The 14947-nt window shown below is 68.5% G+C and carries 11 protein-coding genes and 1 riboswitch; of the genes, 10 read left to right on the top strand and 1 reads right to left on the bottom strand.

The features are described from left to right. From AC1D01_RS05360 to AC1D01_RS05330, 7 genes are all read left to right on the top strand, one after another. A partial coding sequence (locus tag AC1D01_RS05360) for a DUF3108 domain-containing protein (RefSeq protein ID WP_477865041.1) occupies positions 1-326 on the top strand: 326 nt, incomplete at its 5' end. A gap of 68 nt (positions 327-394) precedes the next feature. Then, positions 395-667, top strand: a complete 273-nt coding sequence (locus AC1D01_RS05355; protein ID WP_477865040.1) for a BTH_I0359 family protein — start codon at positions 395-397, stop codon at positions 665-667. Positions 668-758: 91 nt separating this feature from the next. After that, positions 759-3065 (top strand): ATP-binding protein, encoded by a 2307-nt coding sequence (locus AC1D01_RS05350; protein WP_477865039.1) that lies wholly within the window; start codon positions 759-761, stop codon positions 3063-3065. 138 nt (positions 3066-3203) lie between these two features. Next, positions 3204-5258, top strand: coding sequence for a putative bifunctional diguanylate cyclase/phosphodiesterase (locus tag AC1D01_RS05345; protein ID WP_477865038.1), 2055 nt, complete (start codon positions 3204-3206; stop codon positions 5256-5258). Between the two features lie 87 nt (positions 5259-5345). Then, entirely contained in the window at positions 5346-5708 is a 363-nt protein-coding gene (locus AC1D01_RS05340; protein ID WP_477865037.1) for a hypothetical protein, read from the top strand. Between the two features lie 58 nt (positions 5709-5766). Next, the gene (locus AC1D01_RS05335) at positions 5767-6447 is read left to right on the top strand and encodes a zeta toxin family protein (protein ID WP_477865036.1); all 681 of its coding nucleotides are present in this window, start codon (positions 5767-5769) and stop codon (positions 6445-6447) included. Positions 6448-6542: 95 nt separating this feature from the next. After that, positions 6543-7592 carry a homocysteine S-methyltransferase family protein gene (locus tag AC1D01_RS05330; RefSeq protein ID WP_477865035.1) on the top strand — a complete coding sequence of 350 codons (1050 nt, stop codon included), beginning with the start codon at positions 6543-6545 and terminating at the stop codon, positions 7590-7592. Positions 7593-7645: 53 nt separating this feature from the next. Here the strand turns inward: AC1D01_RS05330 and AC1D01_RS05325 are convergent, their stop codons facing one another. Beyond that, positions 7646-8281: an OmpA family protein gene (locus AC1D01_RS05325; protein WP_477865034.1), complete on the bottom strand. Its 636-nt coding sequence runs from the start codon at positions 8279-8281 to the stop codon at positions 7646-7648. A 118-nt stretch (positions 8282-8399) separates the two neighbouring features. Continuing rightward, a riboswitch (S-adenosyl-L-homocysteine riboswitch) is annotated at positions 8400-8475 on the top strand. Positions 8476-8575: 100 nt separating this feature from the next. On the opposite strand from AC1D01_RS05325, the gene metH reads away from it, so the two are divergent. The 3 genes from metH (at position 8576) to AC1D01_RS05310 (ending at position 14778) form a co-directional block, all read left to right on the top strand. Next, positions 8576-11290, top strand: a complete 2715-nt coding sequence (metH, locus tag AC1D01_RS05320; protein ID WP_477865042.1) for a methionine synthase — start codon at positions 8576-8578, stop codon at positions 11288-11290. Positions 11291-11536: 246 nt separating this feature from the next. Further along, entirely contained in the window at positions 11537-13294 is a 1758-nt protein-coding gene (locus AC1D01_RS05315) for a DUF1800 domain-containing protein (protein ID WP_477865033.1), read from the top strand. A gap of 11 nt (positions 13295-13305) precedes the next feature. Further along, positions 13306-14778 (top strand): DUF1501 domain-containing protein, encoded by a 1473-nt coding sequence (locus AC1D01_RS05310; protein WP_477865032.1) that lies wholly within the window; start codon positions 13306-13308, stop codon positions 14776-14778. Positions 14779-14947 lie beyond the last annotated feature (169 nt).

Here is a 14947-nt window from a genome sequence, read left to right as displayed (position 1 = left end):
GCTGGATGATCCAGCTCGGCGCGGTGCTGAACGCCCGCAGCGCGCCGCCGGCGGCCGGCGAGCGGCTGTCGTTCTTCGTGGCCGGGGCCAAGGGCGAGGGCGAGGTCTGGCACTTCGTCTCGCAAGGCCTGCAGAGCGTGAACCTGCAAGGCCAGGCGACGCCCGCCTGGCGCTTCACGCGCGAGCCGCGCAAGCCGCATGACACGCGCATCGAGGTCTGGCTCGATCCGGCGCGCCATTTCCTGCCGGTGCGCTACCGGCAGAGCAGCGACGGGTCGAACGACGTGCTCGACCTGATCCTGCAAGAGATGCAGGTCGCCTCCTGACGGCACCCAGGGGCGCGACTTGAAAAACCACCGAAGCCCCACCAACTGCCCCTGAAGGAGAGCTTTCCATGCACATGCTCTACAACTCCGAGAACTTCGTCGTGGTGCAGTTCGACAGCACCCAGGGCGCCAGCGCCGTGCGCGAGGAATCGCTGATGCGCGGCGGCTACGAGATCGTCGACAAGTTCGCGCGCAAGGAGATCTTCATCGAAGGCGCGCTGGCCGAGAGCTTCAAGCAGGGCGTCGAGGCGCTGATCGAGACCTCGCCGAGCGAGGAGGAGATGGACGACTACCTCGAGCGCTTCTCTTCCTTGATGCAGCAACCGTTGATCCTCCACTGACAGATTTGTAAAGCCGGGTTCCTCCCCCGGCCGATGGGGCTTGCCCCCCGGCGCGGGCTGCGCCAAGATCGCCCGCACCGCAGGAGGATCCATGGCAACCCGCCAGCTCGATGCACGCATGCTGCTGTCGCCCGGCCTGACCGACGCGCCGGTGCTCGATCGCATGTGCTCGCAGTTCGTGCTGACGCTCACCGTGCGGCATGCCGGCCGCTTCAACCTGCGGCGCGACTGGAACAGCCTGCTGTCGCTGACCGGGCGCCACCTGGTCTGGCCGGCCAGCGTGCTCGGGCGGCTGCGCGATTTCCTGAAGAACCGCTGCAAGGGCAACGAGCACTGGCGCGGCCACGAGGCGCTCGCCGACGAGGCCTTCATGATCCGCCATGGCGCCTGGCGCGGCCCGTATGAAGAAGGCACGCTGTTCTTCTACGTCGACGAGTACATCAAGGACGCACCGAAGGACCTGCTCGCGGTGCTGGGCGCCACGGCCGACTGGCTCGACCGCAGCCTGAAGAAGGAATCGACGCTGGTCCAGAAGAACATCGACGCGCTGGCCGGCCTGCTGCAGCTGAACCCGGCCGAGCGCGCGCTGCTGCTGTACGGCACGCTTGCGCGCTACCAGCGCGACCTGCGCGGGCTGCTGGTCGAGTTCAAGGTGTCGAATGCGCAGGAGGCCTATGCCGCGATCGCTGCGGTGGCCGGCGTCAACGAGCAGGACGTGGCCGAGGCGCTGCGCGCCGGTTCGCGCCTGGAGCGCATCGGCATGGTCGAGAACCTGATCTCCGAGCACAACATCACCGACCTGGCCGACCTGATGAAGGTCAGCGAGCAGCTGCCGCCGGTGCTGATGCGCCACTACGCCGGCCCGTCCGACCTGATGGCGGTGTTCACCCGGCCGGCCACGCGCAGCGAGTTGACGCCGGGCGATTTCCATTACGTCGGCGACGACCAGCGCGTGCTGACCGCGCTGCTGCGCCATGCGGTCGCGCGCAAGGCGCCGGGCGTCAACGTGCTGCTGTACGGCCCGCCCGGCACCGGCAAGACCGAGCTCGCGAAGGTGGCCGCGCAGGCCGCGGGCCTGGAGCTCTACGAGGTGGAGTACGCCGACCGCGACGGCAACTCGCTGTCGGGCCGCGATCGTTACCGCTCGCTGCAGATCAGCCAGGTGTTCCTGAAGGGCGGCAACCTGGTGGCGCTGCTGTTCGACGAGGTCGAGGACGTGTTCCCGCCGATCTCCACCGATGCGGCCCAGTTGATGGCGCGCATGGACACCGGCGACGGCGTCGTGTCGGGCAGCGTCAGCGGCAAGGCCTGGGTCAACCAGATCCTCGAGACCAACCCGGTGCCGGTGATCTGGGTCACCAACCGCATCGAGCAGATCGACCCGGCGTTCCGCCGCCGCTTCCAGTACCACCTCGAGCTGAAATCGCCGCCGCCCGGCGCGCGCGAGGCGCTGGTGACGCGCGCGCTGGTCGACGTGCCGGTGTCCGAAGGCTTCGCCGCGCGGCTGGCGGAGCGGCGCGGGCTGACGCCGGCGCAGGTGCGCACCGCGGTGAAGTTCGCGCGGCTGGCGGCCGAGGACGAGAGCGCCCCGGCGATCGAGGCCTTGATCGAACGCCAGCTCGGCCACGCCGACAAGGCGCTCGGCAACGGCACGCATGGCCGCGGCCCCCGCCACGTCGTGACCACCTACGACCTGGGCCTCGTCAACACCGAATCGCGCTTCGAGTTGCCCCGCATCATCGAGGCGCTGCGCCGCAAGGGCCACGGCACGCTGTGCTTCCACGGGCCGCCGGGCACCGGCAAGACGGCGCTGGCCGAGCACATCGCGCAGCAGCTGCAGCGCCCGCTGATGATCCGCCAGGCCTCCGACATCGTCAGCAAGTTCGTCGGCGAGACCGAGCAGAACATGGCGCGCATGTTCGACGACGCCCAGTCCGAGCAGGCGGTGCTGCTGCTCGACGAGGCCGACAGCTTCCTGCGCAGCCGCCGCATGGCCGAGCGCAACTACGAGGTCAGCGAGGTCAACGAGATGCTGCAGGGCATGGAGCGCTTCGCCGGCGTCTTCATCTGCACGACCAACCTGTTCGACGAGCTCGACGAGGCGGCGCTGCGGCGCTTCACGTTCAAGATCCGCTTCCGGCCGCTGACCGCCGCGCAGCGCGAGCGCATGTTCGTCGCCGAGGCGCTGGGCGGCGATGCGGGGCTGCTGGACGACGAGCAACGCAGCCGGCTGGCGCAGCTGGACCTGCTCACGCCTGGCGATTTCGCCGCGGTGCGGCGCCAGATCGACGTTCTGGGGGAAGCGTTCACTCCGGCTGAATTCCTGTCCCAGCTTGAGTCGGAGCACCGCGTGAAGCCCGAGGTGCGGCAGCGCCGCGGGATCGGCTTCCTGCACTGACCGCAAATCCTCGCCGGGCGCCTCAAGCCCGCGTCGTGCCGGCCGATAACGACCGAACGACCTGGAGCGGCGAGTTCGATGGACGAGGCATTCATTCCTTGGAGGTTCCGGCCTGACCTGTGGGCGGCCTCCTTCGGCATGGCCGTTTTCGCCGCGTACGTCGCGCTCGACCTGGCGCGCGGCGTGGCGTCGAGCCACCGCGCGACCTCGCTGCGCGCGCTGGCCGGCTCGGCGCTGGCGCTGGCCGTCGGCACCTGGGCGCTGCATTTCATCGTGATGGCCTCCGGGCCGCTGCCGTTCCCGATGGGCTACGGCGGCTGGGTGGTGTTCGGCTCGCTGGCGGTGGCCTATGCCGGCTCGCTGCTGGCCTGCCTGCTCGGCAGCCGCGCCGGCCTGCACGTGCGTGACGGATTGCTCGCCGCGCTGACGATCGGCAGCGCGCTGTGCGCGACCTCGTTCGTCGCGCTGCTCGCGTTGCGGCTGCAGCCGCAGGTCGAATGGGAGTGGCGCATCCTGGTGCCCGGCTGGCTGGCCGCCTGCGCCATCGGTGGCAGCGGGCTGGGGCTGATGGCCTGGCGCCGCCGCGTCGCGCCGGTCGGCTTCCGCTGGCGCGCCATCGTCTCGGTGGTGCTGGGCACGGCGATGGCCGTCGGCAATGCCGCGGTCGTGATGGGCGCACAGGTGCCGATGCTGGCGCTGTCGCCGACCGCCGACGAGGTGAGCCTGGCCACCGTCACCGCGCTGGCCATCGTCGGCGTGCCGATCCTGCTGGTGCTGCTGCTGCTGACCTCGATCCTGGAGGCGCGTTTCCGCTCGATGCTGCGGCGCGCCCGCGAGGACCTGCAGGTGGCGGCCTACACCGACCGGCTGACCGGGCTGCCGAACCGCGCGATGTTCGACGAACGGCTGCAGCGGGCCGTGCTGCGCGCCGACCGCCACGGCCACCGGCTCGCGCTGCTGTTCTGCAACCTCGACGGCCTGAAGGCCATCAACGAATCCTTCGGCCAGGCGAGCGGCGATTCGGTGCTGCGCGAGGTGGCCGGGCGCATGACGCACCTGGCCGGCGAGCGCGACATGGTCTCGCGGGCCGGCGGCGACGAGTTCCTGGTGCTGCTCGAAGGCTCGCCCGACAAGGACGATGCCGGCCAGCTCGCGTCGCGCGTGATGGCGGCGCTGAACCAGCCCTGCCGCTTCGACGGGCACGAGGTGCCGCTGAGCTGCTCGATCGGCATCGCGATGTACCCCGACGACGGCGCGCTGTCGAAGCTGGTGCCGCATGCGGCGGCGGCGATGAATTCCGTCAAGCGCACCGGCGGCGCGGCGCACTGCTTCTTCGAGCCGCGCATGGTGGCCGGCGCACGCGACCAGGTCGAGCTGCTGCACGACCTGCGCCGCGCGATCGAGCACGGCGAGCTGGAGCTGTACTACCAGCCGAAGATCCATGCGCCGAGCGGCCAGATCACCGGCGCCGAGGCGCTGATGCGCTGGCACCACCCGCAGCGCGGCATGGTGAGCCCGGCCGTCTTCATCCCGCTGGCCGAACGCTTCGGCCTGATCAACGCGCTCGGCAACTGGCTGATCGAGGACGCGTGCCGGCAGATCCGCGTGTGGCGGGAGCAGGGCCTGCGCATGCGCGTGGCGATCAACCTGTCGGTGCACCAGCTGCGCCAGCCCGACCTGCCCAAGCGCATCGAGCGGGCGCTGCGCGCGCACCGCATCGAGCCCTCGCTGCTGACCTGCGAGATCACCGAATCGGCCGCGATGGACGACACGCGCGCCAACCTGCAGATCCTCGAGGAGTTGTCGGCGATCGGCGTGCACCTGTCGATCGACGACTTCGGCACCGGCTATTCGAGCCTGAGCTACCTGCGCAAGCTGCCGTCGGAGGAGCTGAAGATCGACCGCAGCTTCGTGCTCGACCTGGAGAGCAGCGCCGATGCGCGCGCGATCGTCGACGCGGTCGTCAAGCTGGCGCAGGCGCTCGGGCTGAAGGTGGTGGCCGAGGGCGTCGAGACCGCGGAGCAGCAGGACATCCTGCGCTCGCTCGGCTGCAACGAGCTGCAGGGCTTCCTGTTCGCCAAGCCGATGTCGGCCAAGGCGCTGGCGCTGTGGGCGATGAACGACGAAGGGCCGGCGCCGATCGACTTCCGGGCCTCGCTGTTCAGCGACACCATTTCGTCGGCTGCGCTCTGATTGAAGGGCGCGCGGGAATCGCGGTCGCGGATTGGGCACAATGCCGGCACGACGCAAGTCCATCCGCGCAGCCACTCCAACATTGCAATGTCCGCAAAGAAGCCACTGACCGCCGCCAAGACCGCTCGCCGGGACGCTGCCAAGGTCATCGTGAACGCCGCCCTGATGGGTGCGGATGTTGCGACGATCAATTTCGGCGAGGTGAGTGTCAAGGCAGCTTCGCCCAAGGTGGGCGAACTGCGGCGCAACGTCACCATCGGTCAGGCGGCCATGGACCGTGCGATGCCGAAGCTGGTGAAGCCGGGGGTTGCCTTCAAGACGGCGATATCCACGCCGCTCTTCCGTGCCGATCCGCAGAATCCGAGCCGCCTGATCCGTGAGGTGAACGGCAGAGTCTCGACGGGCACGTTCGTCAATGGGAAGTTCAGGGCGGTAAGCACCAAGCGATGACTTCGCTGGCGCAGGCCGTCGATGAAGTCCGCCTCGGGCAGCGGCGTGCCAGGAGCCATTGGCGGTGATTCTCGCGGGTCACAACGGCTCGGGGAAGTCGACGATGTGGCTGCGGCACCTCTCGCCGAGCTTCCGGATCCCGCTGGTCAACGCCGACCGGATGATGCTGTCCATCCTGCCCGAAGCGGATCGTGAAGGTCGCTTGATCAAGTGGGCACAGCAGTTGCGCGACACCGACGAGAGCTGGATGAAGGTGGCGCAGAAGGGTGTCGAGGCCTTCGTCGCCCAGGCGATGGCACGCGGCGTTCCCTTTGCGATGGAAACTGTCTTCTCGTATTGGGAAGCGCTGCCCGACGGCAAGTTCGCGTCCAAGGTCGACCTCATCCGGGAAATGCAGGCTGCGGGCTACTTTGTGCTGCTGTTCTTCGTCGGGCTGTCGAATGTCCGATTGTCGATCGGGCGGGTGATGACCCGAGTCGCCGAGGGCGGCCACAATGTCGACGTCGACAAGCTCATCGACCGCTTTCCGCGTACGCAGCGCGCGATTGGAGCTGCCGCCTCGGTGGCCGACGCGACGGTCTTCACCGACAACAGCCGCGGCAAGCGCCAGGCATTCACGGTGTGTCGCATCCAGATCGGCGAGCGTGAAGTCTTCGATATTCGCAGTGGCGCGCGACGCCGCGTCACCAGCGAAATTGATGAATGGCTGAACGTCGTCAGCCCGAAGGTGGCCGAGTAGAACGAGGTCCGCGGCCGGGCGGCTACGACAACAAGGTCAACATGGTTCTGTTGCCATCGGAGGTGCGGGCTGCGGCGGTTTCCTACAATCGCACGATGAACGCTCCCGTCTACACCCGTGGCGCGGCCCTGCCGCAGATCCTCTCGCAACGCATCGTGGTGCTCGATGGCGCGATGGGCACGATGATCCAGCGCTACAAGCTCGGCGAGGCCGACTACCGCGGCGAGCGCTTCGCCGACCACCCGAAGGACCTGAAGGGCAACAACGAGCTGCTGCAGTTCACGCGGCCCGACGTGATCCGCGAGATCCATGAGCAGTACCTCGCGGCCGGCGCCGACCTGATCGAGACCAACACCTTCGGCGCGACCAGCGTCGCGCAGGACGACTACGGGCTGGGCGAGGTGGCGCGCGAGATGAACGTGGTGGCCGCGCGGCTCGCGCGCGAGGCCTGCGACAAGTACGCCACGCCCGACAAGCCGCGCTTCGTGGCCGGCGCCCTCGGCCCGACGCCGCGCACCGCGAGCATCAGCCCGGACGTGAACGACCCCGCCGCGCGCAACGTGAGCTTCGACGAACTGCGTGCCGCGTACTACGAGCAGGCGGCGGGGCTGCTCGAAGGCGGCTGCGACCTGTTCCTGGTGGAGACGATCTTCGACACGCTGAACGCGAAGGCCGCGATCTTCGCGCTCGACGAACTGATGGAAGACACCGGCGAGCGGCTGCCGGTGATCATCTCCGGCACGGTGACCGACGCGTCGGGGCGCATCCTGTCGGGGCAGACGGTCAGCGCGTTCTGGCACAGCGTGCGCCACGCGCGGCCGATCGCGATCGGGCTGAACTGCGCGCTCGGCGCGACGCTGATGCGGCCGTACATCGAGGAGCTGGCCAAGGTGGCCGGCGACACCTTCATCAGCTGCTACCCGAACGCTGGCCTGCCGAACCCGATGAGCGACACCGGCTTCGACGAGACGCCGGAGATCACCGGCAGCCTGGTCGAGGAGTTCGCGCGCGCCGGCTTCCTGAACATCGCCGGCGGTTGCTGCGGCACGACGCCGGCGCACATCGCCGAGATCGCGAAGCGGGTCGGGAACTATCGCCCCAGGTCGCGTCACGACCCGCTGTTCTCGGGGCTCATGGCCGCGTAGCCCGGATGCCAATCCGGGATCGGTGATTCACGAAACCCGGATTGGCATCCGGGCTACTTGCTTCCCGATCGCACCGCCCGCTCGCCGATCAGGATCTCCACGCGCCGGTTCGCCGCGCGGCCGGCCTCGTCGTCGTTGCTGCCGACCGGGTCGCGCGAGCCGCGGCCGGCCACGCCGATCTTCACCGGCGACAGGCCGCGTGCCACCAGCCAGTCGCGCGCACTCGCCGCGCGGTCCAGCGACAGCGCATCGTTGCCGGCCGCCGAGCCCTTGCTGTCGGTGTGGCCGACGATGCGCAGCTCCAGCTGCGGCTGGCTGCGCAGCACCCCCGCCACCTTGTCGAGCAGCCCGGTGGCCACCGGCTTCAGCGCCGAGCGGTTCGGCTCGAAGGCGACATCGCCCGGCAGCGTGAGCCACAGGCGTTCGTCGGTCGTGCGCGCCAGCGCCATCGGCGTGCCGTTCAGGCTGGCGGCCAGCTGCCGCTCGACCGCCTCCATCTGCGGCGACCAGCTGCGCGCCACACCGGAGGCCGCCTGGCCGTAGACCGGGCCCGGTGCGGAACCGGGCACCGAGGGCGCCGGCGCCGGCAGCGGCCTGACCGGCGGTGCGCCGCAGGCAACGAGCAGTGCAGCCGCGATGGCAGCCGCGGCAACGGAAGAGCGAGCGAGGAATCGTGTGTTGTTGTTCACGGCAGAAGCAGTCCAGTCGTGGATCCCGGATTGGACACGCTCCGTGCACCACGACCGCATCAGGGGTTTGCCGAGTTGTAACCAAGGCGCTCACCGGGGTTGCCCGCATAAAATGCGCCTCTCCAAGGAGCGTTGCGACGGCGGCCCATCGGGCTGCCGCCAGGCTTGGAAGCTTGCAACCACGCTCACCCCTCGCATGATGAATCCGCATGCGCCCCGGGTGAGCTCCGGGGCGGTGCCAGCCGACCCGCCATGACCGCCTCCACACCCTCTGCCGCCCGCCCCGTTCCGCCGATGAAGCTGTCGGGGCTGGAGCCGGTGCTCATCGGACAGGGCAGCCTGTTCGTCAACATCGGCGAGCGCACCAACGTGACCGGCTCGAAGGCCTTCGCGCGGATGATCCTGAACGGCGAGTTCGAGCAGGCGCTGAGCGTGGCGCGCCAGCAGGTCGAGAACGGCGCCCAGGTGATCGACATCAACATGGACGAGGCGATGCTCGACAGCAAGGCGGCGATGGTGCGCTTCCTGAACCTGATCGCGAGCGAGCCCGAGATCGCGCGCGTGCCGATCATGATCGACAGCTCGAAGTGGGAGGTCATCGAGGCCGGCCTGAAGTGCATCCAGGGCAAGGGCATCGTCAACTCGATCTCGATGAAGGAGGGCGTCGAGCCCTTCATCCACCAGGCGAAGCTGGTGCGCCGCTACGGCGCGGCGGCCGTGGTGATGGCCTTCGACGAGAAGGGCCAGGCCGACACCTTCGAGCGCAAGGTCGAGATCTGCGAGCGCGCCTACCGGATGCTGGTCGACGAGGTCGGCTTCCCGCCGGAAGACATCATCTTCGACCCGAACATCTTCGCGATCGCGACCGGCATCGAGGAGCACGACAACTACGCGGTCGACTTCATCAACGCGACGCGCTGGATCAAGCAGAACCTGCCGGGCGCCAAGGTGTCGGGCGGCGTCTCGAACGTGAGCTTCAGCTTCCGCGGCAACGAGCCGGTGCGCGAGGCCATCCACACCGTGTTCCTGTACCACGCGATCCAGGCCGGCATGGACATGGGCATCGTCAACGCCGGCATGGTGGGCGTGTACGACGACCTCGAGCCGCAGCTGCGCGAGCGCGTCGAGGATGTGGTGCTGAACCGCCGTCCCGATGCCGGCGAGCGATTGATCGAGATCGCCGAGACCGCCAAGGGCGCCGCGAAGGACGACAGCGCCAAGCTCGCGTGGCGTGCCAAGCCGGTGCGCGAGCGCCTGAGCCACGCGCTGGTGCACGGCATCAACGACTTCATCACCGAGGACACCGAAGAGGTGTACCAGCAGATCAAGGCCGGCGGCGGCCGCCCGCTGCACGTGATCGAAGGCCCGCTGATGGATGGCATGAACGTCGTCGGCGACCTGTTCGGCCAGGGCAAGATGTTCCTGCCGCAGGTGGTCAAGAGCGCGCGCGTGATGAAGCAGGCGGTGGCCCACCTGCTGCCCTACATCGAGGAAGAGAAGCGGCTGCTGGTCGAGGCCGGCGGCGAGGCCAAGGCCAAGGGCAAGATCGTGATCGCCACCGTGAAGGGCGACGTGCACGACATCGGCAAGAACATCGTCACCGTCGTGCTCCAGTGCAACAACTTCGAGGTCGTCAACATGGGCGTGATGGTGCCCTGCCAGGACATCCTCGCGCGCGCCAAGGTCGAGGGCGCCGACATCATCGGGCTGTCCGGGCTGATCACGCCGAGCCTCGAGGAGATGCAGTACGTCGCCGCCGAGATGCAGCGCGACGAGCACTTCCGCATCAAGAAGATCCCGCTGCTGATCGGCGGCGCCACCACCAGCCGCGTGCACACGGCCGTGAAGATCTCGCCGCACTACGACGGGCCGGTGGTCTATGTGCCCGATGCGAGCCGCTCGGTCAGCGTCTGCAGCGACCTGCTGAGCGACGAGAAGGCCACCGCCTACATCGCCGAGCTGAATGCCGACTACCTGCGCGTGCGCGAGCAGCATGCGAACAAGAAGGCCACGCCGCTGGTGTCGCTGGCGCAGGCGCGTGCCAACAAGACGCCGATCGACTGGACCGGCCATGTGCCGACGGCACCGAAGTTCACCGGCCGCCGCGTGTTCCGCAATCAGGACCTGGCCGAGATCGCGCAGTGCATCGACTGGGCCCCGTTCTTCCAGACCTGGGACCTGGCCGGGCCCTACCCCGCGATCCTCACCGATGACATCGTCGGCGAATCGGCGCGCCGCGTGCTGAGCGACGGCCAGCGCATGCTGAAGCGCCTGATCGAAGGCCGCTGGCTGACGGCCAACGGCGTGATCGGGCTGTACCCGGCCAACACCGTCAACGACGACGACATCGAGATCTACACCGACGAGACGCGCAGCGAGGTGCTGATGACGTGGCACGGGCTGCGCATGCAGACAGAGCGGCCGGTGATCGACGAGAACGGGCAAAAGAAGCGCCGCCCGAACCGCTGCCTCGCCGATTTCATCGCGCCCAAGGGCTCCGGCGTGGCGGACCACATCGGCCTGTTCGCGGTGACCTCGGGCATCGGTACCGAGAAGAAGGAGAAGCAGTTCCTCGACGACCTCGACGACTACAGCGCGATCATGTTCAAGGCGCTGGCCGACCGCCTGGCCGAGGCCTTCGCCGAGCGCATGCACCAGCGCGTGCGCACCGAGTTCTGGGGCTATGCGGCCGATGAATCGCTGCGCAACGACGAGCTGATCGCCGAGAAGTACCGCGGCATCCGCCCTGCGCCCGGCTACCCCGCGTGCCCGGACCACACGGTGAAGGCCGAGATGTTCCGCGTGCTGCAGTGCGCCGACATCGGCATGGCGCTCACCGAAAGCCTCGCGATGACGCCGGCCGCCAGCGTCAGCGGCTTCTACCTCGCGCACCCCGAGGCGACGTACTTCAACGTCGGCAAGATCGGCGACGACCAGCTGCAGGATTGGTCCGCGCGCAGCGGCCAGGATGCGTCGCTGGTGAAGCGTTCGCTGTCGGCGCTGTTGTGACCGAGGGATGACGAGGCCGCGGCAACGCAGGTTGCCGTTCGTTACATCCGAAGCATCCGAACGCATCGCCGACCGTTCACGTCAGCCCGGCACACACCTCGACGCCAGATAGCCCGGTCCATCTGCCAAGGATGGGCGCTTTTCCAGCCGACACCCTGTAGGCGGTGTCCGACGATGTCGCTGGTATGTCTCCTGCACGCAAACGACCCGTATCAGGTCGTACGCACCGCACCGAGGGAGACTGAAGTGATATCGCTTCCACCGACATTCGCCATCCGCAAGACCTCCCGCCTGTGGGCCGGTGCGCTGTTGATCAGCCTGCTGGCCGCGTGCGGCGGCAACAAGAACGACGAAGAGAGCGCGGCCGACAGCGGCCCGCCGCCGACCAAGGAGGCGGCTGCGCGCTTCCTGACCCAGGCGACCTACGGCCCGACCGCGGCCGACATCGACCAGCTCGCGCAGGTCGGCTACCGGCGCTGGCTCGAGCAGCAGATGGCCAAGCCGCAGAAGCGGCACCGCGACTACATGACCGCGGCGATGAATGCCGCGGCGGCGGCCGGCACCAACGTCACCTCCAGCAACTTCATGGAGTCGTACTGGACGCAGGCGATCACCGGCGACGACCAGCTGCGCCAGCGCGCGGCCTACGTGCTGTCGCAGATCTTCGTGGTGTCGTTCGTCGATTCGACCCTGAGCAACCTGCCGCGCGGCGTGGCCGACTACTACGACGTGCTGGGCCAGCATGCGTTCGGCAACTACCGCGACCTGCTCGGGGCGATCACGATGCACCCGATGATGGGCGCCTACCTGACCAGCCTGCGCAACCAGAAGGAAGACGCGAAGACCGGCCGCGTGCCGGACGAGAACTATGCGCGCGAGATCATGCAGCTGTTCTCGATCGGCCTCTACCAGCTGAACCCCGATGGCACGGTGAAGAGCGGCAACCCCGAGACCTACACGCACGACGACATCGCCGGCCTCGCCAAGGTGTTCACCGGGCTGAGCTGGTACGCCGGCCCGAACACCGCCGACCGCACGCGCACCCGCTTCTTCGGCGGCGACGTGAACGCCGACCGCGACTGGAAGCCGATGCAGGGCTACAACAAGTACGCGAGCAACACCGATTTCCACTCGGCCACCGAGAAGAAGTTCCTCGGCAAGACCATCGCCGCGACCGACAAGCCGGACGTCGAGGGCGACATCAAGGTCGTGCTGGACACGCTGTTCAACCACCCGAACGTCGGCCCCTTCCTCGGCCGCCAGATCATCCAGCGCATGGTGACCAGCAACCCGAGCCCGGCCTACGTCGAGCGCGTGGCGGCGGCGTTCAACAACAACGGCAGCGGCGTGCGCGGCGACCTGGGCGCGGTGTTCCGCGCGGTGCTGCTGGACCCCGAGGCGCGCACCGCCGACACGGCGCGCAACGACTACGGCAAGCTGCGCGAGCCGGTGATGCGGCTGGCCCACCTGCTGCGCACCTTCCACGCGAAATCGACCACCGGCAAGTTCCAGGGCATCGACAACACCGACGACCCGGCCGGCCGGCTGGGCCAGACCCCGATGCGCTCGCCGACGGTGTTCAACTTCTACCGCCCGGGCTACACGCCGCCGAACACCAGCATCGAGGCGGCCGACCTGGTCGCGCCGGAGCTGCAGCTGGCCAACGAGGTGTCGGTGGCCGGCTACCTGAACTACCTGCGCGGCTGGATCGCGACCAACACCGGGCGCGACGTGCAGCTCGACTTCTCGGCCGAGCAGGCGCTGGCCGACAAGCCGGAGGTCCTGCTGGACCGCCTGGACCTGCTGATGATGTCGGGGCAGATGCCGGCCGCACTGCGCACGCAGCTGCTGTCGGCCGTCAACGGCCGGATGATCCCGCCGGTGCGCAAGGACACCGCGGGCAAGGTCATCAACCAGACCGACATCGACGCCGCCACGCGCGACCGGGTGGCCATTGCGGTGTTCCTGACGATGGCCTCGTCGGACTACCTGACCCAGAAGTGAGGACTGCGGACATGACGATCAACCAAGCCTCCCGCCGCGAATTCCTGCGCCGCGCGACGATCCTGTCGGGCTCCGTCGGTTCGGCCGGCCTGCCCTTTGCCTTGAACATGGCCACGATGGGCGCGGCCGTCGCACAGACCGCCAGCGACTACAAGGCCATCGTCTGCCTGTTCATGTATGGCGGCAACGACTCCGCCAACATGGTGCTGCCGTGGGACGACGCCTCGTGGCAGACCTACAGCACGCTGCGCGCGACCGCACCGGACCCGATCGCGCTGAAGCCGGTCGGCACGGTGGTCGACGCGACGGCCGCGGCGGCCTCGCCGGYGGCGCTCGGCGGCGTGCTGTCGATCGCCTCGAAGAACCTCGCGAACCCGGAGAACGCGTCGCGCAAGTTCGCGCTGCACCCGAGCATGACCGAGACCAAGGCCTTGTTCGACCAGGGGCGCCTGGGCATCATCGCCAACGCCGGCCCGCTGGTGACGCCGCTGACCAAGGYGGAGTACCAGAAGGGCACGAAGGCGCGCCCGGCCAAGCTGTTCTCGCACAACGACCAGCAGTCGATGTGGCAGGCGCTCGGCCCGGAGGGCGCGCGCGTCGGCTGGGGCGGGCGCTTCGGCGACCTGCTGGCCGGCAACAACGGCAGCTCGACCTTCACCAACATCTCGGTGCAGGGCAATGCGGTCTACATGGCCGGCAACTCGGTGTTCCAGTACCAGGTGACCAACAACGGCGCGACGGCGATCGGCGGCCTGACCGGCTCGCTGTTCGGCTCGGCCGCGGCGACGACGGCCTTCAAGTCGATCATCACCGCCGACAACCAGAACCTGCTGGGCAAGGAACACCAGGTGATCGTGCGCCGCTCGATGGACGCGCAGGCCGCGTTCCAGTCGGCCTTCACCGCGTCCACGGTCACCGCGCCGACGCAGTACTACAACCCGGCGCAGCGCGCCAACGCCAACAACGGCCTCGCGCAGCAGCTGCAGACGGTGGCGCGCATCATCGGCGCGCGCACCGCGCTGGGCACCAAGCGGCAGGTGTTCTTCGTCAGCATCGGCGGCTTCGACACGCACGACAACCAGAACCGCGCGCATGCCGACCTGTACGCGCGCATCTCGCACGCCATCAACTACTTCGACGCGACGCTCGGCACGCTGGGCGTGCGCGACCAGGTGACGCTCTTCACCGCATCGGATTTCGGCCGCACCTTCACCAGCAACGGCGACGGCACCGACCAYGGCTGGGGYGGSCAYCACTTCGTGMWSGGYGGCGCGGTCAAGGGCGGCGACRTCTACGGCCGCTTCCCGCTGGTCGGCATCAACCACGACGACGAGGTGGGTTCGGGCAGCCTGCTGCCGGGCATCGCGGTCGACCAGGTCGGCGCGACGCTGGGCAAGTGGTTCGGCGTCAGCGATGCCAACCTCGACATGGTTTTTCCCAACCTCGCGAACTTTTCGAAACGAAATCTGGGCTTTCTGGGTTGATGATCACGCCTTCGCTCGCTCCGTCTGCGACCTCTCTCTTTTCTTGAACCAGGATTTGCCATGGACAGCTCTTCTTCCGCCACCCTCGCCCTCGACCCCTCGGCCACGCCGGGCGCCGCGGCGCCTGCACCGCGCCGCACGGCCTGGTGGGTCGCCGGTGGCCTGGGCG

The organism is Rhizobacter sp. P3_B12 (assembly GCF_056402895.1).
The sequence above is the reverse complement of the archived record's forward strand: the minus strand, read 5'-3'. Positions and strand labels throughout refer to the sequence as shown.